General features: G+C 72.3%; 16 protein-coding genes. 8 read left to right on the top strand and 8 right to left on the bottom strand.

Annotation, left to right across the window (positions count from 1 at the left end; genetic code table 11):
* Window positions 1-63 precede the first annotated feature (63 nt).
* Window positions 64-1,251: an aminotransferase class V-fold PLP-dependent enzyme gene (locus WME85_RS17970; RefSeq protein WP_437839787.1), complete on the bottom strand. Its 1,188-nt coding sequence runs from the start codon at window positions 1,249-1,251 to the stop codon at window positions 64-66.
* A gap of 513 nt (window positions 1,252-1,764) precedes the next feature.
* Between WME85_RS17970 and WME85_RS17965 the strand changes: the two genes are divergently transcribed.
* On the top strand, window positions 1,765-5,313 hold the full coding sequence (locus WME85_RS17965) for a protein kinase domain-containing protein (RefSeq protein ID WP_437839786.1): 3,549 nt from the start codon (window positions 1,765-1,767) through the stop codon (window positions 5,311-5,313).
* 227 nt (window positions 5,314-5,540) lie between these two features.
* Window positions 5,541-6,224 (top strand): DNA mismatch repair endonuclease MutH, encoded by a 684-nt coding sequence (gene mutH, locus WME85_RS17960; RefSeq protein ID WP_437839784.1) that lies wholly within the window; start codon window positions 5,541-5,543, stop codon window positions 6,222-6,224.
* Window positions 6,225-6,255: 31 nt separating this feature from the next.
* Here mutH and WME85_RS17955 read toward each other — a convergent pair whose 3' ends face one another.
* Complete coding sequence (locus WME85_RS17955) at window positions 6,256-7,965, bottom strand: serine/threonine protein kinase (RefSeq protein ID WP_437839782.1); 1,710 nt, start codon at window positions 7,963-7,965, stop codon at window positions 6,256-6,258.
* A 291-nt stretch (window positions 7,966-8,256) separates the two neighbouring features.
* Window positions 8,257-10,377 (bottom strand): hypothetical protein, encoded by a 2,121-nt coding sequence (locus WME85_RS17950; protein WP_437839781.1) that lies wholly within the window; start codon window positions 10,375-10,377, stop codon window positions 8,257-8,259.
* 940 nt (window positions 10,378-11,317) lie between these two features.
* On the opposite strand from WME85_RS17950, the gene WME85_RS17945 reads away from it, so the two are divergent.
* From WME85_RS17945 to WME85_RS17935, 3 genes are read left to right on the top strand one after another with little or no spacing between them, the layout of a single operon-like run.
* Window positions 11,318-12,649: an HD domain-containing protein gene (locus tag WME85_RS17945; RefSeq protein WP_437839780.1), complete on the top strand. Its 1,332-nt coding sequence runs from the start codon at window positions 11,318-11,320 to the stop codon at window positions 12,647-12,649.
* Entirely contained in the window at window positions 12,649-13,404 is a 756-nt protein-coding gene (locus tag WME85_RS17940; protein WP_437839779.1) for a hypothetical protein, read from the top strand. Before WME85_RS17945 ends, WME85_RS17940 begins: the two co-directional genes overlap by 1 nt.
* Window positions 13,401-14,696 carry a DUF4147 domain-containing protein gene (locus tag WME85_RS17935; protein ID WP_437839778.1) on the top strand — a complete coding sequence of 432 codons (1,296 nt, stop codon included), beginning with the start codon at window positions 13,401-13,403 and terminating at the stop codon, window positions 14,694-14,696. The genes WME85_RS17940 and WME85_RS17935 overlap by 4 nt, the downstream gene beginning before the upstream one ends.
* A 49-nt stretch (window positions 14,697-14,745) precedes the next feature.
* Here WME85_RS17935 and WME85_RS17930 read toward each other — a convergent pair whose 3' ends face one another.
* From WME85_RS17930 to WME85_RS17915, 4 genes are all read right to left on the bottom strand, one after another.
* Window positions 14,746-15,750 (bottom strand): hypothetical protein, encoded by a 1,005-nt coding sequence (locus WME85_RS17930; protein WP_437839776.1) that lies wholly within the window; start codon window positions 15,748-15,750, stop codon window positions 14,746-14,748.
* Window positions 15,751-15,941: 191 nt separating this feature from the next.
* On the bottom strand, window positions 15,942-16,523 hold the full coding sequence (locus WME85_RS17925) for an ExbD/TolR family protein (RefSeq protein ID WP_437310554.1): 582 nt from the start codon (window positions 16,521-16,523) through the stop codon (window positions 15,942-15,944).
* Window positions 16,524-16,538: 15 nt separating this feature from the next.
* Window positions 16,539-17,108: an ExbD/TolR family protein gene (locus WME85_RS17920; protein WP_437759263.1), complete on the bottom strand. Its 570-nt coding sequence runs from the start codon at window positions 17,106-17,108 to the stop codon at window positions 16,539-16,541.
* 226 nt (window positions 17,109-17,334) lie between these two features.
* On the bottom strand, window positions 17,335-17,955 hold the full coding sequence (locus WME85_RS17915) for a MotA/TolQ/ExbB proton channel family protein (protein ID WP_231864858.1): 621 nt from the start codon (window positions 17,953-17,955) through the stop codon (window positions 17,335-17,337).
* A gap of 985 nt (window positions 17,956-18,940) precedes the next feature.
* Here WME85_RS17915 and WME85_RS17910 point away from each other — a divergent pair.
* From WME85_RS17910 to WME85_RS17900, 3 genes are read left to right on the top strand one after another with little or no spacing between them, the layout of a single operon-like run.
* Window positions 18,941-19,603, top strand: coding sequence for a MotA/TolQ/ExbB proton channel family protein (locus WME85_RS17910; RefSeq protein ID WP_434047396.1), 663 nt, complete (start codon window positions 18,941-18,943; stop codon window positions 19,601-19,603).
* 3 nt (window positions 19,604-19,606) lie between these two features.
* Complete coding sequence (locus WME85_RS17905) at window positions 19,607-20,170, top strand: ExbD/TolR family protein (RefSeq protein WP_437839774.1); 564 nt, start codon at window positions 19,607-19,609, stop codon at window positions 20,168-20,170.
* Window positions 20,167-20,775, top strand: a complete 609-nt coding sequence (locus tag WME85_RS17900) for an ExbD/TolR family protein (protein WP_437310552.1) — start codon at window positions 20,167-20,169, stop codon at window positions 20,773-20,775. Before WME85_RS17905 ends, WME85_RS17900 begins: the two co-directional genes overlap by 4 nt.
* Window positions 20,776-21,038: 263 nt before the next feature.
* Here WME85_RS17900 and WME85_RS17895 read toward each other — a convergent pair whose 3' ends face one another.
* Window positions 21,039-24,371, bottom strand: coding sequence for an SNF2-related protein (locus tag WME85_RS17895; protein ID WP_437839772.1), 3,333 nt, complete (start codon window positions 24,369-24,371; stop codon window positions 21,039-21,041).
* Window positions 24,372-24,438: the final 67 nt, after the last annotated feature.

The raw sequence follows: 24,438 nt of genomic DNA, 5'->3' as shown, positions 1-24,438 counted from the left end.
GGGATCAAGGCGAAGGGCGGCGCCAGGGTGTTGGATCACGAGCGACCCGCCCGGCGGTGCGCGCTAGCGATCGAGCTCTTCGAGGAGGGCCGCGACCCCCTGGTCGATCTCGGCGTCGTCGAGGTAGGGCGCCGGGCCGAGCCGGAGCACGTCGCGCCGCGCGTCGACGAGCACGCGCCTGGCCCGGAGGCGCTGCACGACGTCGCCCGCGCGAGCGGAGCGGACGGCGACGAAGCCGCCGCGCCGCTCGGGCTCGCGCGGCGAGACGACGTCGGCGCCGCGCCCGGCGGCGTCGAGGCGGTCGAGGATGCGCCCGGTCTGCCGGAGCGAGATCGCGCGCAGCCGCGGGACGGTGAGGCCGAAGCGATCCCAGTGACCGAGCACCGCGGCGGCGCGGTAGAGCGCGGAGGGGTCGAACGTGGAGCCCGCGAAGCGCGCGCCCCCGGGCGCGTACGCGACGCCGCCGCGGCTGTCCGCGAGCGAGCCGAAGTCGGCGAACCACCCGGTGAAGGCCGGGCGCAGCTCGCAGCCGCGCGGGACGCGCATCCAGCAGATCCCCTCGCCCATCGCCGCGTACTTGTAGCCACCGGCGACCGCGAAGACGTGAGGCGACGCGCCGCCCCAGGCGATCGGGACGACGTTGAAGGCGTGGTAGGCGTCCACGAGCGGGACGGCGCCGATCTCGACCGCGTGCGCGACGATCTCCTCGAGCCGCGGCACCACCGTCGCGCTCTCGAAGAGCACGGCCGAGACTGCGAGCATCGAGGTGCCGGGCTGGAGCGCGGCGAGCAGCCGATCGGCGAGCGCGGCGCGCGGCTCGACGCTCACCCACTCGACCTCGACGCCGTCCTCGGCGAGGCGCGCGAGCTGGCGCCTGAGCGAGTGGAACTCGCCCTGGGTGGTGACGATCCGCAGCCGCTCGCGCCGGGGCAACGCCGTGATCAGCCGGTAGACGAGCTCGTGCGTGTTCTGGCCGAAGGCGATGGAGTCGCCGCGCTCGAAGCCCATCCGCTCCAGGATCGCCTCGCCGACCGCCGAGAGCATGGGCAGCACCGCGGCGTCCCACTTGTCGTCGACGAGGCGCGCGGCGTCGTCGAAGCACGCGACCAGCGCGTCGCGCGCCGCATCGGGCCAGGCCTGGTGCGAATGGCCCGTGAGCAGGATGGGCGGCCGCGCGTCCCCCGCGGGCGCAAGGAAGCGCGAGTACGCCGCGCGGAACGCGTCGAGGTCGAACGAGAAGCCCTGTTCCACGTCTCCTTGCATTCCAGCTCTTCGGTTGCAGCGCCGCGCGGCGTACGCGCGAGGCGGCGGGGGCGCCGAGGCGCTCCCGCTTAACCCACTTCCAGGTTCACTTCCACCCGATCGAGGCGTGAGATTCCGCGCGAGAGGTGCGCGGATTGCGTCCTCGGCGAGCGCTCAGCGCGACCGGAGCGCTCCGCCGCGCGCCGGCGGCCCAGGCGGCCGGACGCGAGAGCGGCGAGCGCGCCGGGGGCGCCGATCACGCCTGAGCGCGCCTGGAATCGACCGGCAACGGCGTTGCCCCCTCGGCCCTGTCCACAGCGTGGTCACCGGGCGAGGCCAGATCGCGCTCGTGGGAGGCGCGCCCCCGGCGCTTCCGATCATCGTAGGGGGAGGTAGCTCTCCCGGTGCCGGGCGGAGCGGCGCGAGCGGCGGACGGAGGTGGGAGGTTCCATGACGCGCGAGGATTGCTGCGGCGTGGGCGGTGGGCCAGCGCGCCGTCGCGCTAGACTGCGCAACCTGCCGATGCGACCGCGCGCGGAATACCTCGAAGGGCTCGTCGACCTCACGTCCCACGACGACCCGAACGTCCGGCGCGCGCTGTTCCGGCAGACCGTCGCGTCGATCGCCCTCATCGATGCGCTCGACGGCTCGACCCCGCTCGACTCGCTCAGCCCGGATGGACTGCTGCGGAGCGTCCAGACGGCGATGGCCGACGGGCTGCTCGACGACCTGAGCTGGCTCGCGCCGGCCGCCGCGAGCGTGGCGCTCTACGAGATCGCCGGAGCGCTCCCGCACGGGCCCGAGCGGCGCGAGCTCGGCCGGCGCGTGCTCGGCCAGCTCTACGCCGGCAACGCGGCGACGTTCGTCGCCCTCGCCACGCGCATGGCCGCCGGCTCGGCCCGCGGCCTCTCCGGGGCGGGGATCCGCGCGCGCGTCATGCTCTCGCTCTGGCTCCCCGCCGGCGCCGACATCCCTGTCGATCCGCTCGCGCTCCTGCTCGCGTCGCGGCGCGAGCTGTCGCGCGACTGGATCGCGGCGCCCTCGACCGGCTCGCTCCCCGATCGGCGCCTCGCCGCGCGCCTCCTCGAGCGCGCCGCCCGCGAGGCGACCCGCAGGGCCATGCAAGGAGACGACCTGCCGCTCCGGCTCTTCCGCAACGTCAGCGAGGGGCGCCGGCGCGATCTCGACCGCAGCGCCGACGGCATCGCGCTCGCGTGGCAGACGCTCCTCGCCGACCGCGAGCCGCTCGTCTGGCGCCACGTCGCCGCGGCGCGAGGCCTGCTCGCGGGGGTGCTGCCCGACTTCGCCGACGAGGTCCGCGCGCTGCTGGCCGAGGATCTCTCGCCCACCGAGTGGCGGCGCGGCGCTGCGTCGCTCGCCGCCAGCGTCGCCGTCGATCCGGACGGCGCGCTCGGCCGCGCCGTCGAGCTCTTGCGGAGCCCGCTGCTCGCGGCGGACCCGGGCATCGCCACGGCGATGACGTGGGGGCTGCCCGTCGCGGCCGACGCGGAGCCCGAGGCCGCCGACGCGCTGCTCGACGAGATCGCGCGCGCGTCGCCGATGTCGACGGCCGAGGCGATCGTCGAGCTGCGGCGCGAGCTCCGCGGCGCGACGAGCCGCGGCGAGCCGCTCGGCGCCCGCGCGGCGGCGCGGTGCGCGCGCGCGCTCGAGGAGGCGCTCGAGGCGCCGCCGAGCGCGCACCTGCGCGACGACGGCCTCGCGGCGCTCGCGCGCGTCGTCCACCGGGACCTCTCGATGGATGGCGCCGGCGTCGCGCTCCTGCGCGGCGCGCTCGACGGCGCCGTCGCCGCGTTCGTCGAGACCGGCCCGCGCGAGGCTCACGGCCGCGCGCTCGAGGCGTACGCGCTGGCGGCCGAGGTCGTGGGCGCGCTCGAGGAGATCGAGCTCTCCGAGCTCGACGACGCGCAGAGCACCGCCGCGCGGAGGGCGGCGGTGGGGCTCGTGCGCGAGGTCGACGCGGAGCTGCTCGGCTCCGGGTTGCTGAAGAGCCTGCTGCTCCTGAACCGCCGGCCGAGCGAGGACTCGACCGGGGTCGCCTCCCTGGACGATCTCGACGAGCGGCTCGCCCGCTGGCTGCTCCGCGCGGAAGGGTCCGCCGCGCGGGTGAGCGGGCCGCCCCAGCACGCGACCGTGCACCAGCGCAACCTCCGCGCGCTCATCCACCTGATCGACGGCGAGAGCACCGATTTCGGCGGCGAGCCCGAGCTCAAGGCGCGCGTCCTCGCCCGCTGGACCGGCGCCATCAGCGTGCTCCTCGACCGGCTGCGCGCCGACCGCGGCTCGTCGCTCCGCCGCGCCATCGCCGCGTCCGTCGCCCGCGGCCTCGACGCGCTCGTGCGCGAGGGGGCGGCCGACGCGGCCGACATCTTCCTGCACGCGGCGATGCGCGGCGGCGACCCCGATGACCTGGAGGTGCTCGGCCAGGCCAGCATGCACCCGGACGTCGCCCAGCTGCTGCGCGCCTACGCGCGGTTCGCGCGCGGCGGACGCGACGGCGGCGCGCGCGGCGGGCGGGCGCCGGACAGCGACGCCGCGGTGTCGGTCCGGTCGACGCGGCAGGGGTCCCTGGACGCGGAGCTCGCCGAGGCCGAGCGCGCGCGGGCGACGCTCGAGCGCATCGCCGCGCTCGACGCGCTCGTCGCGGCGCTGCCCGCGGGCGCGTCGCAGCGCACCGAGATCGTGCGCGGCGCGCTCGCACGCCTCGCGCGCGCGCTCGGGGCGGTGAACACGGCCGGCGCGCTCAGCGCGCTGACCGCGGCGGGCGACGGCGACGCCAGCGGCTCGCCGCTCAGCGCCCTCGAGGAAGCCCTGGCGCGGCTCGCGCAGCTGACCGCCGGCGCCCGCCGGCGCTGCGGGGAGCACCCCGCCTCCGCGCCCGCCGGCGCGACCGAGCCGCTGCGCGTCGCCATCGAGGTAGCGCTTCAGGAGGAGGACGCCGAGCCGAGCGTCGCCGCGCCGGTCGAGGCGCTCGTCTCGGCCGTGCGCGCGAGCATCCCGGCCGCGCTCGCCGATGTGGTCGCCCTCGTCGTCCCGCGCGCCATGCGGCTCCCCGTCCGGCGCTCGAGCGCGCCGGGCAGCGCCGCCCTGCCCGAGCAGCCGCTGCCCGCGTGGCTGCCGGGCCGGCGCACGCTCGGCGGCTTCTACGTGCACCGGCAGCTCGGCGGCGGCTCGCTGGGGACGGTGTTCGTCGTCACCCGCACCGAGGAGCGGCACGATCCAGCGGCGGAGCGCTTCGCGCTCAAGGTGCCGGAGTACGATCACACAGCGGCCCGGAGCGTCTCGGAGGCCGACTTCCTCCGCCTGTTCCGGGAGGAGGCGGGCGCGCTCCTCTCGCTGCCCGATCACCCGAACATCGCCCGCTTCGTCACGTTCGACGCGGGGGCGCGCCCCAAGCCGATCCTCGTGATGGAGCTCATCGAGGGCATCCGCTGCGACAAGCTGCTCGACGCTCGAGGCCTCACCTCGCGCACCGCGGTGGCGCTGCTCGACGGCATCCTCGCCGGGCTCGAAGCGATGCACGCCGTCGGCGTCGGGCACCTGGACATCAAGCCCACCAACGTGATCCTGCGCGGCGGGCGCGAGCCCGTGCTCGTCGACTTCGGCCTGGCGGGCCGCCACATCCGCCCCGGCTGCGCCACCGGCTGCTACGGCGCCCCGGAGATCTGGGGCGTCGTTCCGCCCGGGGTCACCGCCACCCCGCTCACGGCCGACATCTACAGCTTCGGCTGCCTCGCCTACGAGATCCTCACCGGCAGGACGCTGTTCGACGCGCCCACCGAGGTCGCGCTCATCACGGCGCACGTCACGCACGACGGGCTCCCCGCACCCGTCAAGCGCCTCGCCGACGATCCGAGGACCGCCGATATCGCGGCGTTCATGTACGCCTGTCTGCGACACAGTCCGCGGGACCGGGCGACGGCTTCCTCGCTGCGCGAGATGCTGCTCCGCATCACCGGCCAGCTCGCCGATCTGAGATGGCCACTCGACGACGGACGGGCTGTGCGGCACCACGGCGTTGCACCGCGGAAAAATCGTACAGGAAATTCCTGACCCGATTTTCCTCTGAATTCTCTCGGCTCAAGTCGGGATTTAAGCAGTAGGCTATTTCTTGGCGGCGCGTTCGGGGGGGCCGCGTATCAGGCCGCCATGGCCTCCGGGTCAGCGCTGCTCGATTCCCATCGACGTCCCGGCGCACCCCGGCGGCCAACCTATCTCGAGCGCGCTGGACGCGGCTGAGCGCTGGAGTCGCGCCGGGCGATGTTCTAAGGGCGGCGTCGTTGAGCTCCGCGCCGGAACCGCCTCACGACGAAGCCGAGCTCCGCTCCAGGGCGGACGCGCTGACGGGCATGACGCTCGCCGATCTCGCGCGCTCGCTCCAGCGCGCGGTGCCCCGGGGCGGCGTGCGCACCAAGGGGGCGGCCGGCGCGCTCGTCGAGCGCGCCCTCGGCGCGTCGGCCGGCTCGACGTCGAGGCCCGACTTCCCCCACCTCGGGATCGAGCTCAAGACGATCCCCGTCGACGTGGCCGGAGCGCCGCAGGAGTCGACGTTCGTCTGCTCGATCTCGCTGTCGGACGCCGATCGCGCGGAGTGGGAGACGTCGCGCGCTCGCGCGAAGCTCGCGCGCGTGCTCTGGGTCCCGATCGTCGCCGCCCCGGGCCGCCCGAGCGAGGAGCGGCGGCTCGGCGCCCCGCGGCTCTGGCGGCCGACGGAGGCGCAGGAGCGCGTCCTGCGCGCCGATTTCGAGGACCTCATGGGGCTCATCGGCATCGGCGCCGTGGAGGCGCTCACCGCGCACGCGGGGCGCTGGCTCCAGGTGCGACCGAAGGCCGCGAGCGGGCGCTCGCGGACGCTCGCGTTCGGGCGCGACGGGGAGCTCATCGCCGCGATGCCGCGCGGCTTCTACCTGCGCCCCAGCTTCACCGGCGCCATCCTCGGCGACCCGGCCGCGGTGCCGGCGTGATCGGGCGGCGGGCGCGCGGCCTCACCGCGCGTCACTTGCAGGGGACGACCTTCTTGGTGCCGTCCGGCATCGTCGCGAAGCACGTCTCCATCGAGAGATCGCTGTTCACCGTCGCGGCCGGCGCGACGGTGCGCGGCGGATCCGGATCGTCGCCGGAGGCCGCCCCTGTCCCCCCCGTCTGGCGTCCGCGCCCTCGCCCGCGGGGCGGCTTGCTCGGCCCGGCGCTCGCCGCCGCCGTCCCCGCTGCAGCCGACCCGGCCCCGCCGTCCGCCGCCGGCTCGCTCGAGCTGACGCCCGCGTCGGCAGCGCCCGAATCCGCTGCGCCCGCGTCCGCCGCGGTCGCCACCGCGGCCTCCGGATCGCCCGCGGGCACGACCTTCGGGGTCGCCACCGCGGTGTCCGGCGCCTGGGTCGGCGCCGCCTGGTCGACGGGAACCGCTGGTTCGCTCGACGACGACGCGACCGGCGGCGCCGTCGCCTCGCCTTCCCCGATGGCGAACCGGCTGCGCTGGAACTGGAGCGCGCCCCACGCGCCCACGGCGACGGCGACGGCCCCCACGGCCACGTAGAGCAGCGAGCGCCCGCGGCGCGGGGCCTCCTCCGCCGGCGGCGCGGAGCCCGCGGTGCGCGCGCCCTTGTCGCTCACCGACGGGCCGCCGCTGCTCGTGCGCGACGCGCGGGACATGGTCCTCGACATGGCCGCGCGCGAGGCCGCCGGCGGCAGGTCGAGCTCCGCGGCGTGCAGGCGGAGGATCCCCGCGATGGTCGTGCGCGTGCCCGGCGCGGCGTACGGCGCGAGCGCCTGCACGAACTCCGCGATCGACTGGTAGCGATCCTCGGGCTCGCGCGCGATCGACTTCTCGATCACCTCGACGAGGCCCTCGGGCACCTCGGGGCGGAGGTCCTGGAGCGGCTCGGGCGGCGACGTGTAGATCTTCGCGCACAGCTCCGGGAAGCTGTCGGCGACGTACGGCGGCCTGCCGCCGATGATCTCGAAGAGGCACACGCCGAGCGCATAGATGTCCGTGCGGGGATCGACGCTCTTCGAGGAGCGCATCTGCTCGGGCGACATATAAAGCGCCGAGCCGAGGATCGTGGTCGTCTGCGTGAGCGAGACGTTGCCCGTGTCGCCGGTGAGGATCTTCGAGACGCCGAAGTCGAGCACCTTGATGAGCGGAGCGCCGTCGGGGCGCTTCGTCAGGAACAGGTTCGCCGGCTTCAGATCGCGGTGGACGATCCCGAGCGCGTGCGCCTCCGCGAGCGCCTCGCACGCCTGGACGATGTGATCGATGCACTCGCCGATCGCGAGCGTGCCCGCCTCGGCGGCGTGGCACGCGAGGTCCTCGCCGTCGAGCAGCTCCATGACCATGTACGGCTCGCCGCTCTCCAGGGCGGCGACGTCGAGCACGCGAACGACGTGGTGCGTCTGCAGCTTGGCGACGGTGCGCGCCTCGCGCATGAAACGCTCCGCCGCCTCGGTGTACGACATGAACTCCGGCAGCAGAAACTTGATCGCGACGCGCGTATCGAGATCGAGGTGCAGCGCCTCCACCACGAGGCCCATGCCCCCACGGCCGATCGTGCGCTCGACGCGGTACTTGCGCGCAATGACGGTGCCAGGCGCGATCGTGTAGACGTTGTCAGCCCTGGGTTCCCCCGCGCCGAGCGGAAACGCAGCCGTCTCCGGGCCGACCGATTCTTCTCCTTCGGTCGAGTCCGGCTCACCAGAGGAGCGCGCCATCGAGCTTAGGTATACACGTCGCGCTTCTCCGAAGCGATTCCCCTCACGTCGCAGGAATGCAAAGTGCTGCGAAAAAACAGCGCCTGGGTGGGATGAAGGCGCGGGAGAGGCGCAAGCGAGCTCCACTTGAAGCCCGCCCGCGCTCATGGTGCACTGACGGCGCAGCGCCTGCGCGATCGGCCAGGACCGCATTAGGCCGCCTCGCTCCTCGGGAGAGGCCCAGACGCCGGCCTCGCGCCCTCGCGGCGCCGGTCCGCGCTCACGTTCGCGCGGCGCCGGATGAAAGCGGGCTCAGCGGGTGCGCGCTGGCGGGGTCCTGGAGCGGCGCATGTTCGCCGTCGAGGAGGTCCGGTGCGGCCCCTCGGTGCCGTGCGCCGGAGTCTGCTGCCGCGTCGCCTTGAGGTTGCCGACGTCGGCCTCGATCTCGACGCCGAGCGCGCGACAGCGCCGGATGAGGCGCTCCAGGTCGACCCCCGCCTCGATCAGCAAGCCCGAGGGGGGCGACGGGTCGACGAACATCTCGGCGGCCGGCCTCCGGGTGCGGAGCAGCTCGCGGATCTCGGGATCCTCGATCCAGAGGAAGCCGGACGCGCCGACGAAGCTCGCCTTGCCGATCACGACGCTCGCCTGGATCAACATGCGCGAGATCGTGTCCGGCAGCGGCGCGACCGCCTCGATGCGCGCGCGCAGGGCGTCGCTGTCGAGGCCCACCGACAGCGCGCGCGCGATCGACGGCGGCGTGAGCAGGAGATCGACCTGATCGCCGACGCGGCCGATCTCGGCGAACGCCGAGAGCCCGAGGACGGCCGAGACCTTGGCGGCCGTGCCGACGCGCAGCGCGTGGGCCTCCACGAACTTGCTCTTGCCGTTGTCCGAGCTCGGCGCAGAGCCCGCGAGCAGCGCCCGCCCGCGCGGCGTCAGCCGGAGCGCCAGATCTGCGCTGGCCGCGTCCTCGGCCCCACCGAGATCGATGATCCCGAGCGCCGGCAGCGACTCCAGCGCGATCCGCCGCGTGATCTCGGGGATCTCCGGCGCCTCGACCGTGGCGCGCTCGGCCCAGCGGCGGACCAGCCGCTCGACGCCGGCGATCCGCTCGTCGGCCGCGAGGTAGCCCTGCAGCGACTGCCAGGGGACCCAGCGGCCCTCGCCGAGATCGTGCAGCGCGTCGAGCACCATCTCGCGCAGCGCGCTGATCGGGCTCGCGTCGCGGTTGTCCGACGCGACGCGGAGCACCTCCCGCTCGGCGCGCGCCTCGTCCCACGCGCCGCCGCGGCGCCACGTCGTGAACAGGAGCGGCGTCAGGTCCTGCACCTGGAGCGAGCCGGGCGGCGTGGCCGGCGAGGCGGCCGAGGCGTCCCAGAGCCCGACGGCGCGCGACAGCGCGGCGACGAGCGCGACGCTCTCGACGTCGCGCCCGAAGCGCTGCGCGAGCCGGACGAGCAGCGACCGCGGCGTCCCGACGCCGGGGCGCACGTCGCTGCCCGGCTCGCGCACGCAGTACGCGAGCGCCAGCGAGAGCATCCCCGGATCGGAGGCGAAGCGAGCGCGCCGCGGCGCGTGGTCCTCCTCGATGACGAACGAGCGGATCTGCTCGCGCCGCTTCTCGCGCATCCGGCGGCGATCCGCGCCGACGATGGCGGCCACCTCGGTCGGCACGACGTGCCGGTTCGGGTGGATGGGGATGAGGAAGGCGCGGCGCTCGAGCGCGAAGCCCGCCCCGCGGCGGCTCGCCGTCACCCCGCTCGCGCTGCGGAGGCGCATCGGCTCCCGCTCCAGATCGAGCAGCTCCTGCGTGTCGACCTCACCGCCAACGGACTCGATGGCCTCGAGCAGACGGCGCTCGACGGGCGCCAGGCGATCGATCTCCTCTCGCAGCTTCTCCGGATCGCTCAGCGTCTCCCACGCGACCTCGAGCGACAGCGCGATGGGCGGCGTGGCCGGGCGGCCGAGGTAATGCGTCGCGATCGCGCTCATCGTCTCGAAGGGCGCCTGCGCGAGCAGCGCCCGGATCGCCCGCGGATCCTCGCTCTCCCAGCTCTTCAGCTGGACGAGGAACGCCGCCGGGAGCACGAGCTCGATGCCCTCGTCCGTCTTGCGCGCGTAGACGACGCCGCGGGCGATGAGCGGCTCGAGCCCGGCCGGGAGCGAGGGGACAACGAGCACGCCGCCCGCCTCGGCGATGCGGTGGAGCAGCTCGCGGCTGGCCGTCGGGAGCCGCGACGGGTCGCGCACGTCGGGGAGGCCGACCAGCGCGCGCGCCGCCTGAGACGGGGCGTCGATGCGCTTCGCCGCGTCGATGCGGATCCCCATCCGCGTGATGAGGCCCTTGAGCTCCGACTCGGGAAGGGCACGGAGGATGGCGTCGAGCCGCCTCGGCGACTCGTCGAGCTCAGCCTCGTCACTGCTCGCCATGCCTCCGGATTCGCGCGTCACCCGACCTAGCTCCTCATCTGCAGGATGCCCCCGCCCCGACTGTCGTCCGTTGGTCATGGTCATGTTCTCGAACTATCTCCCGGATATCCAATGACCCACGTGAACCAGCGGAATAGCCAGCCTCCTAACGTACACCAGGATGCTCGTCCAGCTTCAAGAAATCGAGCACTTTCCTCCTCCGTTCTCATTTTCGTTCACGACCATCGCGACGCTTCACCCGCACCTCGCCCTGCACCTCGCTGTCTCGACGTGTCTTCATTGCGCCACTCGCGTTGCTCGCAGCGCGCTCCGCGCGTGCTTTCGTGCGTGCGCCTCGCGGCGCGCGCCGCGAGGCACGATCTGCACACGACGCGCAGGCGCTCGCACGCGCTCGCACGCGCTCGCCGTGCACCCGCGTGGCTCGCCTGCGTCGGCACGTTCGCGGTGATGCGGCGCGGGACCCGCGCATGACGCGTCGCCCAGCGCCGGTTGTCCGACGCGCTGGACGACGCCCTGGGAGACACATCTTTGCGTTCAGCGTTCGACATTTCCCACGCGACGTTCACCGCGGGACTCCGCTCCGGCGCGCCTGCTCCCGCGGCGGGGCTCCCGTCGCGCGCCGCGGTCGCGGCGCTGCCGTATCGCCCGCTCGTCGTCCTCGCCGGCAGGTGGCGACGGGGCGCCAGAATGCTCACGAGGGCAGCTCCGCGACGAGCCGCGCTTGCCTTCCCGTGCGCTCGCGTGGGAACGTCGCACACCTCCTCGTTTTCCCGTCCTTGACTCCTCGCCCCTGTTCGAGGCGCACCATGCTGTGCACTACACCGCACGCCCGAAGCGTCGATCCATCCACCACGCATGCGCGCGCGCAGCTCGATTTGATCAGGCGACTCCTGAGTGACCCGGCGCCCGCCGGGCCCATGAAGTCGCGCGGAGACCTGTTTTGATCCTGCGCGACCCGGTCCACGGCCTCATCGAGTTCGAGAGCGGCGAGGCGGCGATAGTTCCACGCCTGCTCGGCGCCCGCGAGGTGCAGAGGCTGCGGCGGATCCGTCAGCTCGGGCTGACGTCGCTCGCCTTCCCGGGCGCCGAGCACACCCGCTTCGCGCACGCGCTCGGCGCCGCGCACGTGATGCGCCTCCTGATCGCGAGGCTCCGTCAGATCGACCGCGACCTCCCGTTCTGGCAGAGAGTCACCAGCGACCGCGCGCGCGACGCGATCGCCGCAGCGTTCCTGCACGATCTCGGCCACGGCCCGCTCTCGCACCTCTTCGAGGAAGCGATGCCGGGCGCGATCCACCACGAGCGCTGGACCGAGCGCATCCTGCTCGACCCCTCCTCGGACGTGCACCAAGTGCTCGTACGACAGGACCCCTACCTGCCCCAGCGGGTCGCCGATCTCATCGGCGGACGACACGAGCTGCCTTACCTCGCCAAGGCGGTGAGCGGGACCTTCGACGTCGATCGCTGCGACTACCTGCTGCGCGACGCGCACGCGACCGGCGTCCGCTACGGCGAGTACGACCTGCCATGGCTGCTGCGCAGCCTCCGGTTCAGCGACGTCCAGGTGGAGCTGCCCGGCGGCGGCGCCGCGTCTGCCCCGCCTGCGCCCTCGCTCGCCATCGACGGGACCAAGGGGATGAGCGCGATCGAGTCGTTCTTGCTCGCGCGCTACTTCATGTTCCAGCAGGTCTATTTTCACAAGACGACGCGGAGCGCGGAGTGGATGATCGGCGCCATCCTCCGGCGCGTCGTGGCCCGGCTGGCCGCTGGAGACCGCATCCCCGAGGTGCCCGCCGCCGTCGCCGCGATGGCCTGCGGCGAGATGCCCACGCTCGGGCAGTACATGGAGCTCGACGATCAGGTCCTGCTCGGGGCGATCCATGCGTGGGAGGCGGCGCCCGATCCCGTGCTGGCCGATCTCGCCCGCCGCCTGCGCGTGCGCTCGCTCTTCAAGGCGCTCGAGCTGTTCCCCGAGCCCGGAGAGGGGCTCGTCGAGCGAGACGCGCGTCGCGCGGAAGCGCTGGACAGGGTGCGCGGGATCGCGCAAAGCGCGGGACTCGACCCGGATGTGTACGTCGGCGTCGATGTCGCCGAGGACACGCCCTACGCCGAGGACGAGTCGCTCCTGGTCGTCTATCCGAGAGGACGACCGCGGCGCCCCGCCGAGGTGTCCTTCTTGCTGGACCGGCTGCGCAACGAGACCATGACCCGCACCCGGATCCTCTTCGCGCCCGAGCTGCGGGACGCGGTGCGGGAGGCGCTGATTCGCTGATGACCACCTGGAACAAGGCACCCCGGGGCTCGTTCGAGCCCGCGCGCGAGCGCCGTGCCCGCGGCGCCGCGCTCGCAGGCGCCGCGGCGCTCGCCGCGCTCGCCGCGCTCGCGGTGACGTCGACGGCGCGCGCGGAGAACGACGGCGCCTACGGCCGTCTCGACGGCGATCTCGAGCTGCGCGCCGGCGCAGGCGCCTCGTTCGCGGCGGGCGGCCCGGCGCTCTGCGCGCGCGGCGCCGCGGTCTACCTCGAGACCGCCGGGCTGTACGCGCACTACACCGACGCGCTCGGCGCGGACGGCTCGCCCGTCGCGCGCTCGATCGCGGGCGGCGTCTTCCTCCAGCCGCTCTTCCTCGCCCGGTACGCGAAGGATCTGGAGCACGGCCCGCCGTGGCTCGACCTCTTCATCGACTCCGTCGCGCTCGGCGTCGGCTCTTTCTGGGAGGCGCCGCCTGGCGCCGGGATCGCGCCGGAGCCGGGGCTGGAGCTCGCGCTGTCGCTCGACGTGCCCCTCCTGGGGCGCGCCACGGGCCCGTTCCTCGGCCTGCGGGGTGCGCTCCGCTGGCGCGGGCCGGAGCTCGCGGGCGCCGAGGGCCTGCGCGACGCGCAGCGGGCGCTCCTGTCGGTCACGCTGAGCTGGCACCACGTCCTCCGGGTGCACCTCGTCGACGCGGGCGACCGCTCCTTCGCCCGAGGCCGCGCCCCCGCGCAGGTGGCGGCGAGCGGCAGCGCGGCGGGCGCGACGGGCCCGTGAGCGCAGCGCTCGACGGGCTGCGCGCGGCGCTCGTCACGGCGCTCCGCGACGGGCTCGCGGAGCTCGATCCTGCAAGGCTCGTCGAGCGCGCGCTCGACGCCGAGGCCGTGGCGCCCGGCGGCCGCGTGTTCGTCGTCGCGGCGGGCAAGGCGGCGCTCGGGATGGCGAGGGGCGCGCTCCGCAGCTGGGGGGACAGGGTCACCGGAGGGCTCGCCGTCACCGTCGCCACGCCCGCGGTCCCCGCCCGCGATCAGCCGAGCGCGCCGGCAAACCCAGAGGAGGCCGCGCTGCGCCCGCTGCGCGTGATGCGCGCGGCGCACCCGATCCCGGACGCGCGCAGCGTCGAGGCGGCCGAGGCCGCGCTCGCCGTCGCCGCAGCGCTCGGGCCCGGCGACCTCCTGCTCGCGCTCATCTCCGGCGGCGCCTCCGCCCTCCTCGCGGCGCCGCCTGCGGGCGTGTCCCTCGCGGAGAAGCAGGCCCTCGTGGCCGCACTTCTCGAGGGGGGCGCCCCGATCCAGGAGGTCAACCTCGTCCGGCGCCACCTGTCGCGGATGAAGGGCGGGCGGCTCGCGGCGGCGGCGGCCCCCGCGCGCGTGCTGACGCTGCTCATGAGCGACGTCGTGCGCGGGCTCCCCCACGACATCAGCTCGGGCCCCACCGTCCCCGATCCGACGCGCGTGGAGGAGGCGCTCGCAGCGCTCGAGCGCTGGGCGCCGCGGCTCTCGCGGCTCGCGCCCGCGCTCAGCGAGTCGCTGAAGCCGTCGGACGCACAGCTCCTGGAAGCGCGCATGCTCGCGGATCCGGACCGGCTCGCCGAGCGCGTGGCGGCCGCCCTCGCTGCCCGGACAGGGCTCCGGGCCGTCGCCGCCCCTGCCGAGGAAGGCGACGCGCGCGCGATCGTGGAGCGCCGCCTCGCGCTCGCGCGCCGCCTCGCCCCGGGTGAAGCGGCGGTGATCCCGTGCGAGCCGACGCTCTCGCTGCCGGCCCAGCGCGGCGCTGGCGGCCGCGCGGGCTGGATTGCGCTCGCCGCCCTGCGCGGCTTGCCGCCGGACGTCGCGCTCCTCTGCGCGGCGTCCGACGGCGCCGACGGCAGCTCCGGCGGCGCGGGCGCCGTGGTCGCCAGCGCGGCAGCGGCCGCCATGGAAGACCGCGCGATCGACGCGGCGCTCGCGCGCTTCGACGACGCCGCCGTTCACCGCGCCCTCGGCACGCGCGTCGAGATGGGGCCGACCGGTCACAACCTCACGGACCTGCACATCGTCGCGCGGGACTTCACGCGCAGCGTGCGCTGACATCGCGGAGCGCTGCCCCGCGACGCTCACGCCGCGCCGCTGCGCGTCCTCACTGCGGCTCGGCGACGGCCGCGGTCGTGTCGCCCATCGCCTCGCGGACGGAGAGCGCCAGCGCGCAGCTGTTCGCCTGGCGCTGCCGCGCCTCGAGCACACCCCCTTCGACCGAGGGCGTTCCGCCGATGAGGTTGCCGCTGGCTTCCCGGCGCACCCGCAGGATGGGCTTGCCGTCCGACAGCCGCCAGACACCGACCCGCGCCATGTGCGGCATCCCGAGCAGCGCCTCGGTGGTCGTCGCGCCCTCGACGGGCTCGTCGAGCACGAGCAGGTAGTACTGCGCCCGCGTGAGGAGCTCCGCCGCGAGCGGCACGTCGTCCCGCATCGTGTCGTCGAAGCTGGACTCCAGGAGTCGCAGGCGGAGCTCGCTCGAGGCGTCCTGCGCGTCGCGCACCCACTCGTCCGAGAGGACGTGCATCGTCCGGTAGGCGACGCGCAGGTTGAACGGCTGCGCGGGTCGGGAGCAGCGCTCGGCCTCGTTGCAGTACTCGCCAGCGGGGCAATCCCGCGTGCGCTTGCACTCCGCGCCCGCCAGCGGGTTCGGGTTCGGCACCCGCAACAGGCACGCGGTGAACGCGTCGCGGAGCGACTGCTGCGCGTTCTTCCGGACGGCCTCGACGCTCGTCGCCTCGTCCACCCGGAGCCGCAGGTAAATCCCCGCAAGCTCACGGAAATTCCACGCCTTGAGCGCCTCGCGATCCACGAGCTCTGGCCCGGCGCCCCGCGCCAGCTCGAGGGTCCAGCCCTCCACGCGCTCGCGCATCGGGATCCAGCGCGGGCCGAGCTCCACCGCGACGGCGCGCTGGCGCGCCATCAGCTTCTGGCGAGCGCTCTCGATCTGCCCCTGGGACCACTTCCAGTGCAGGATGAACGAGACCGCGAGGAGGAGCGCCGTGTAACCCCAGAACTTCGCCGGGGGCCAGCGCATCTTGGTGCGCGCCTCCCGCGCCTTGTAGACCGACGACAAGCCGCGTTCGCGGGGCGGCTGTTCAGAGGACATAGGAGAGGCTCCACGCAGGAGGCACCGGCCGAGCACGCCGGCAGGGCAGCCTCCTCCGCGCGAGCCGCGCGGAGCGGAAGGTTGCGCCGATCGCGCCGCCGGAGCCACCACGTTCGATGGTGACCGGGGCCGCCAGGCACCGCCCAGCGCGCCCCATCCTTACTCTGCTCGATTAGGTCAAGAAGCGAGGGTCAATTCGACTTCGGGAGCTTGCTGACCATGAAGCTGACGTTCGGGTAACCGGCGAACGCCGCGGTCTGGAACACGCTCTTCACGACCAGCGCGGGCACGTTCTGATCCACCTGGAGGATGCACACGCCCGGGAACGGCTTGTTCGGCTGCACCTGCTTCCACAGCTCGCGCTTGTTCTTGAGCAGGTTGAAGAGCTCGTCGATCTTCTGCATGCGCCCGAGCTCCTCGATCGCGCGGGTCGACCCGGCCAGGGCGCCGTCGACGAGGATCTGGTTGCCGTTCACGGCGACCATCGGCGCGTCGATGACGTCTTCGACGTTCTCCGCCTTCGGGAGCTTGACGTTCTTGTCGACGGCGATCTCGCCCGACGCCGAGAAGGACATCAGGAGGAAGATCACGGTCACGACGAGGAAGTCGATGAAGCTCACGAGGTTGAGCCCCGCGTTCGGGCTGCGGGCGCCGTGCCCGGACACCTTGTTCCACACGAACCGCAGCGGGACGCCCTTCATCAGCCGGCGGCCCGGCTGGTGGATCACGTGAGCGTGGGGGTTCTTGTGATGCTTCGGGTTGAACCTATCCATGTGCGCGCTCCTGCCTCACCGGACCGAGAACGTCATGTTGAACACGGGGACCTGCTTGTTCCCGTCGGGCAGCCGCATCTCGCGCTTCGGCGCGTAGAGCGCGTCGAGCACCGCGACGATCTCCTTGAACGGCGTGCGGTTGTCCGTGTGGAGGATGGCCTGGTCGAGCTTCTTGTCGCTCGGGTCGCGGTGGCCGCCGTGGGTCTTCCACTCCTCCTCGATCCGCTTCGCGAGCTCGGGGTAACGGATGATCTTCGAGGACGGGTCGCCGATCTCGACGGGCGACTTGTTCACCTTGACCTCGTTGACCACCGTCGCGCCCTGCTTCCACACGAGCCCGAACTCGCTCTCGCCGATGTGAAGGTTCAGCACCTTCTCCGGCGTCTGCGGCGTGAGCTCCTTGTTCGGATCCGGAGGGCCAGGGACCTGGGCGTCCGCGTTCATGCGCGAATTGGTGACCCAGACCGCCGTGATCAACAGGAATGCAATCGTGACCATCAGCAGGTCGATGAACGGGATCATGTTGATATCGCTGTTCGTCGACCGCTTCTTGCCACCACCGTCGCCGACGTCTACGCCGCCCATATTGCCTTCCCAACGTGAGCCTGAGCTCACCTATCCAAGTTGTTCCGGGGAACGCCCTGCCCGCAGCTCGCGGTGGGGCACCATGCTGGGTCTGACTTCGTCGTTCTTCCGAAGTTCCCGGGGCCCCGGCGGCGCGAGCCGCCGTCCGGGGCTTCGAGGCGAGAGAGCGGGCCCAGGTGGAAGCGCTCGCGAGGGGCGCTCGACGACCTGGGCCCGCCGAGGACCATCAGGCCGCCGCCTGACCTACCGCTGCGACATTCACCTTCTGGCGGTTCGCGACGACGAGGTTGAGGATCTGCACCGATGCCTCGTTGATGTCGTCCTCGATGTGCTGCGTCTTGCCGTTCAGCACGGCGAAGCCGATGAGGCCGATGATGGCCACGCCGAGGCCGAAGGCGGTGCAGTTCATGGCCTCGGAGATGCCGAGGGCGAGCACGCGAGCCTTCTGGCTCGGGTCGACCGACTCGCCGGCGACGGAGCCGAAGGACTTGATGAGGCCCGTCACGGTCCCGAGCAGGCCGGAGAGCATCGCGAGGTTCGCGAGCAGCGCGAGGTACGAGGTGCGCGCCGAGATCTTCGGCAGCTCGCGGAGAGCCGCCTCATCCATGGCCGCCTGGACCTCCTCGTCGGGGCGGTTCACCTTGACGAGGCCGGCCTGGACGATGCGCGCGAGCGGGGCGTTCGCCGCGGAACACATCTTCACAGCCTTGGCGACGTCGCCCGCCAGGATGCACTTCTGCATGGTGGCGAGGAAGACGTCCTTGTTGATCGACGAGCCGAACAGGTAGAGGGCGCGCTCGACAATGATGCCGATCGTGAGGATCGACCAGAACAGGATGGGCCACATACCCCACCCACCCTCTTTGAAAGCTTCATACGCTCCGTGCATTGCTTCTGTCCTCCAGTTCGCCTCGCGTCCCCGGGATGAGGTTTCGCGCAACTCGATCGGTTCCCTTTGTCAGACTCGTGTTGCCGAGGGGCGGCAGTCTTTCGCTCACACGTAACAACGGATGAGAGGCCTTTTTCGCTTGGCGGCGCTGGCCGTGGACGGCGTGCTCCTGTCGCTCTCTGGCGAGATGCCACGGGACGCTAACCGAGCGGCGCTGACCTCTGCAAGAGTCCTGATCGTCTCTCCTGGTGCCGGCGCCCCGGCGCCGCCCCAGCTCTCTCACCTGTCGTCCAAGACTGACTTCACGTCGTCACGCCAGGGCCGCTTCGTGACCCCAGGCGCGGCTCCCCCCCGTTTACCGCAAGGCGCGCCGCCTTCTCGTGGGCAAGATACGCCGCTGCGCCCGGGGGACTCGCGCATCTTCGCGATTGAGACCCGGCGCCGTCAAGAGAGATTTGGCCACACCTGAGCGCTCTGATGCGGGCAAAACTTTACAACAATCGCAGGGTTATGACACGATCCGGCGCGAGCCGAGCGGGCGGGCCGGCAGCAGAGCCCGCGGGCCTCGGGGGACGCGGCGCCGCGGTCAGGGGGGCGGACACGACAGCGCACCGCGGCAGTGCGAGCAGCGTCACCCGACCACGAGCGCTCGGGCTCGGCAGGCGAGCGGACGCGAGGGCGGTCGAGCACGACGGCGTGGCCGGGGGGATCGGCCCGGTTCAGGGCGCTCCGTACGCGCTCGGCCGCGGACGGCGAGGGCTCGCCGCGGAGCGCACGCCAATTTTTGCCGGGATTTTCGCGGATCCTGGCCTCTCGCCGCAGGTCCCTGCCGCATCGCCGAGCTTGCACACGGGATCGGGCGGCAGTTATAGTCGCCGCGCCTAGAGATTGTCGGGCTTCTGACGACGCTGAGAAAGGGACTGCGAGGATGCGTCATCTGCTGATGTTGGCGGCCGAGGGTGGTGGCGAAGGTGGGATGTGGGAGGCCATCAAGCACAATCCGACCTTCCTGATCGCGAACCTGGTCGTCTCGGCGGTCGTGGTGACGATCATCATCGAGCGAACCGCGTTCCAGCTGGGACGCTACCGCGTGAACTCCAAGGAGTTCTTCGCGCAGGTCAAAAAGCTGGTGGCGGCCGGCAACATCGACCGCGCCATCAAGCTCTGCGACGCCAGCGATTACCCCATCCTGCAGCTCGTCAAGGCCGGCCTCACCCACGCGAACAAGGGCGCCGACGAGATCGACGCCGCCCTCAGCGAGAAGCTGTCGGAGCTCAAGCCCGCCGTGGAGAAGCGCATCGGCGCGCTCTGGTCGCTCGCGAACATCGCGACGCTCATCGGCCTCATCGGCACGGTCTCCGGCCTCATCAACACGTTCGCGTCCATCGCCGCCCAGGGCCTCTCGCAGGCCGACAAGCAGCGGATGCTCTCGAACGGCATCGCGGAGGCCATGTACAACACGGCGTTCGGCCTCGCGATCGCCGTCGTGTGCATGATCGCGCACGTCCTGCTCCACACCCGCTCCAAGAACATCCAGCACGATCTTGAGGCGACCACGGAGCGCGTCTTCAACCTGCTCACGATCAGCAGCAAGCCTGGCTACTAGCCCATGGCGGCCCCGCAAGACGTCCCGCTCAGCTCGGCGCAGCGATCCAAGATCCGGCGCCTCTCGCAGCCCAAGGATCCCGAAGCCGGGGAGGAGGCCGGCGAGCTCAATGTCGTTCCGTACCTCGACATCATCACGAACATCCTCATCTTCGTGCTCGCCAGCGTCTCGGTGACATTCGTGTCGTCGATCGACACGACGCCGCCGTCGATCGGCGGGGGCAAGGTGCGCAGCGAGCTCTCCAGCAAGGCGCTGAACCTCTCCGCGTTCATCACCAGCCAGGGGATCTCGCTGAAGACGTCGAGCGGCAACATCGCGACGGGCTGCCAGGACGTGGGCAGCGGCGTCACGGTGCCGAAGGCGAACGACAGCTATGACTATCCCGCCCTCACGGCGTGCGCGAAGCGCCTCAAGAACGCCCGCCCCGAGTTCAACGAGGAGACGCAGGTGACGATCACGGCGAACCCGGGCATCGACTACAAGACGATCATCGACGTGATGGACGCGCTGAGGAGCGTCGACGGGGAGGTGCTGTTCCCGGAGGTCCACTTCGGAGTGGCCCGATGAGCGCCGATCCGCCCCGTACGCCGCAGCCGAAGGCGAGCATCGTCCGCTACAAGGCGGCCCTCAGGAAGGCGATCCGCCGGAATCGGCGGGAGCCCGAGATCGACTTCCTGAACATCACCGCGATGCTCGACCTGATGACTATCATCCTCGTCTTCTTGCTGAAGAGCGTGGGATCGTCGGCGGCATCCATCCCGCAGTCCAAGGACCTCACCCTGCCGAAGTCGGTGATGCAGGCCGAGCCCTCGCAGGAGGGCGTGGTCGTCATCGTCTCGAAGTCGCAGATCCTGGTGGGCGAGGATCCGACCCCGATCGTCGTGCTGCCCAACCGCGAGCAGCTCGCCCAGTCCGGCGTCGACGCGAAGTACAAGCGCAGCGGGCCCAACGACCTCTACATCGTGCCGCTCGCGAACGCGCTCTCTCACGCGCGCGAGACGGACAAGGCCATCCGCGCGGCGAAGGGGCTCGACCCGTCGTCGTCCGAGGCGATCATCGTGGCCGACGCGACAACGCCGTACCGCCTGCTGATCGAGGTCCTGTTCACCCTCGGGCAGAGCGAGTTCGGCAAGTACCACCTCATGGTCCTGAGCGGCGGCACCAAGCAGTAGCCGCCTCCCCGCCTGGCGGCGACAAAAAGCACACGCCGCCCCCTCCCCTGCCCTGCGTCATGGGCCACCGACGGTGGCCGCCCACATGACCCTACGCCGCACCGGGCTCCGCGCACCGGAGCCCCTCGCCGCTCGGCGCGCGTTGTGGCGTGGCGTGCGCTGCGGCGCGGTGCGCGCTGCGACACAGTGCGCGCTGCTCAGCTGGATCAGCGTGGAGGTCCGACGACGGCGCGCTCCCCCCCGGCGCGCCTGTCGGCCGTCTCTCAGTCCACCGCGAACAGCTCTTCCAGGTCGGCCTTGGTGAGCTTCTTGGCGCCGCCGGCGTCCTCGCTGAGGACAGAGGCGACGAGCTGACGCTTCTTGTCCTTGAGCAGCAGGATCTTCTCCTCGATCGTGCCGGCGGCGATGAGCCGGTAAGCGGTGACCACCTTCGTCTGCCCGATGCGGTGGGCGCGGTCGGTGGCCTGCTGCTCGACGGCGGGGTTCCACCACGGATCGAAGTGGATCACCGTATCGGCCGCCGTCAGGTTCAGGCCGGTGCCGCCCGCCTTGAGGCTGATGAGGAAGACCGGCACGCTCGGATCGCTCTGGAAGCGCTCGACGCGCTCCGCCCGGTCCTTCGTGGAGCCGTCGAGGTACTCGTAGGTGACGCCGTCCTCCTTCATCGCCTTCTCGATGAGCCTCAGCATCATCACGAACTGGCTGAAGACGAGGACCTTGTGCCCGCCCTCGACCGCGTTCGAGATGAGCTCGCGCACCGCGACGAGCTTGCCCGAGTCGTCGTCGCCGAACTCGCGCGGCAGGCCGAGCAGCCGCGGATCGCAGGCCGCCTGCCGGAGGCGGGTGAGGCCGGCGAGGATCTGCAGCTGGCTCTTCGCGAGCCCGACGCGCTCGACCTCGCCGAGGACCTGCGCCCGCACCTCGCGCGCGACCTGCATGTAGAGCGCCCGCTGCTCGCCGGTGAGATCGCAGATCTGGTCCATCTCGATCTTCTCCGGCAGGTCCTTGGCGACCTCCTGCTTCGTGCGCCGCAGGATGAACGGATGGATCACGGCGCGGAGCCGCTGCGCGGTCTTGTAGTCGCCCGCCTCGATCGGCCGCGAGAAGCGGGCCTCGAACTTGTCGAGCGAGCCGAGCAAGCCCGGCGAGACGAAGTCGAAGATCGACCAGATCTCCGACAGCCGGTTCTCGATGGGCGTGCCGGTGAGGGCGAGCCGGCGCTTCGCGCGGAGCCGCTTGGCCGCGGCGGCGGTGGCGCTCATCGGGTTCTTGATGTGCTGCGCCTCGTCGAGGATGGCGTAGCTCAGGTCGAGCTGCGCGAGGAAGTCCTCGTCGCGACGGAGGAGCGCGTAGCTCGTGATGACCACCTCGGCGGCCTTCACCTCGTCGATCTGGTCCTTGCGGTCGGCGCCGTGCCAGAGGGCGACCGAGAGCGAGGGAGAGAACCGGGCGAGCTCGCGCTCCCAGTTCGTCACGACGCTCGTCGGGGCGACGATCAGCGCGCGCATGTGCTTCTCCTCCTGCTTGACGGCGAGCAGGAGGGCGATCGTCTGGACCGTCTTGCCGAGGCCCATGTCGTCGGCGAGCACGCCGCCCGAGCCGATGTCATGGATGAACTTCAGCCATGACAGGCCGGCCTCCTGGTAGGGACGCAGCGTCGCCTTCAGGTTCCGGGGCCGCTTGGTGCTGCCGATGTCGTCGATGTTGCTGAGCTTGTGGAAGAGCTCGCGCGCGGAGGCGGTCACGTTCGAGCCGCTCGCGTGCTGGAGCAGCTCGTGCACCCGCCCGGCCTGGGCCAGCGGCAGCCGGCCGTTCTTGCCCGCGGTCGTCATCAGCTCGACCTCGCGATCGAGCATCGCGCGGACGGCATCGGGGTCGAACGCGGCGAACGAGCCATCCTCGAGGCGGACGTAGCGCTTGCCCTCGGCGAGACAGCGGCGCAGCTCGTCGCGATCGACGCCGACGCCCTCGCTCTCGAAGCTGACCTTGACGTTCAGCCAGTCCATCCCCGAGGTGACCTTCGCGAACATGCCGATCGGCTTGCTGCGCACCTGCGTGTCGACGAGATCCTCCGGGACGAAGAGGTCCCAGTCGTCGGGGAGCTCGGCGAGGCCCTCGGTCCAGAAGGTGAGCGCGTGGTCGCCGTTCGCGATGAAGCCCTGGCCGGTCTCGTCGGACCTGAGCCCGAGGGCGAGCAGCTTGCCCGCCGCCTCCTGCTGCGCGGCGATGTCCACGCGGATACAGCGGGCGCGCTTCATCCCCTCCTCGGGCGGCTGCACGAGGATCGGGGGAGAGATGCCGTCGGCGCGCACGGCGACCTCCGCGTCGCCGTACGCGGCGAACAGCGTGACGCGCGCCTCGATCAGCGAGCCGCCCGCGCGCATGCGGAACGTGGGCACGAGGTCGACGACCTCGGCGATCTGGTTCAGATCGGGCAGCTCCGCGCCTACCTCGAGCGCGATCTTGGGCAGCCCCTGCATGATGATGCGGGGCAGCTCGCTCATCGGCTCGCCGATGGTCGGCGAGCGGAGCAGGCGGCGCATCGCCGCGGGGGAGACGCGCTTGTCGATGCGGCGCGCGATCCCCTCCTGCGTGTCGATGTGCCAGCCCGGCCAGCCCTCGAACCACCCGCCCTGAAGGAGAGAGAAGCGGCGCTTGTCGTTCCCGCGCTCGAAGCTCGCCTTCACGATGATGGTGTCGCCGCCGACGGTCTCGAGATCGAAGCGCGGCCGCAGGCTGTCCTCGCCGAAGCGCAGCTGCATCAGCGCCGGCTCGAGGAGCACGCGCTGGCCTTCCAGCAGCGGGAGCAGCTCGGCCACGTCCTCGCCGCGGATGTCGACGGCAGGGTGGCGCGGGTTGCCGCTCTCGAACCGGGCGAGCAGCCGGAGCGCGTCGCGATCGGGCGTCGGGTAGAGCGCCTGCCAGGCGAGCGCCGCGGAGGGCAGCACCGGGACGCGCGCCTCGGCGTCGAGCACGGTGACGGTCAGCGCCCCCTGCCGAACGTGGAGGCGGAACTCGACGCGACGGGCGCCGGTGACCCCCTCGGGCGGGAGCCAGGCGCCGATGCCGGTCTGCTTGGCCGTGGCGTCCAGGACCGGCGCCGTGAAGGCGGCGACGGCGGAGCCCGGCGGCCCGTGGGTCCCGACGACGGTGGGGACAGGAACCGGCGGCGTGATCGCCAGCCGCCCGCGGCGGTCACGACGGCGCACGCGCTTCAGGGCGTCACCGCCGGCGTGGGCGGTCTGCGGGACGAGGGCCGGGATCGGCGGCTCGCGCCGGGGCTGCGCGCCGCGAGCCTGGTCGCGGATGCTGATGAGCAGCGCCGCGACGTGCTTGCAATGCTGTCCGGCCTTCTGGAATGCCGGGCAGGAGCACTGGGACTGGATGCCATCGGGCGAGAGCTCCACCTTGACGGGATACGGCTCGGAGTCGGCAGCGCGGACGGTGCCGCTCGCCATCGTCTCGTTGATGGAGATGTCCTCGACGACACGGCGGCGGAAGTACTCCAGCCCGCGGAGGAAGGTGCGGGCGCCAAGGAGCCTTCGCAGGCCACGATCGCTGAGGGTTGAGAGTGCGTCGGAGATCGGAGGCGGCACGTCGTGGGCTCGGGATACAGGTGCGGCGGCAATTCGCCGGGAGGGGTCGGGTGGACGGGACCGCTGG

Origin of the sequence: Sorangium sp. So ce1153 (genome assembly GCF_051521595.1) — a bacterium.
Taxonomy (GTDB): Bacteria; Myxococcota_A; Polyangia; order Polyangiales; family Polyangiaceae; genus Sorangium.
The sequence above is the reverse complement of the archived record's forward strand: the minus strand, read 5'-3'. Positions and strand labels throughout refer to the sequence as shown.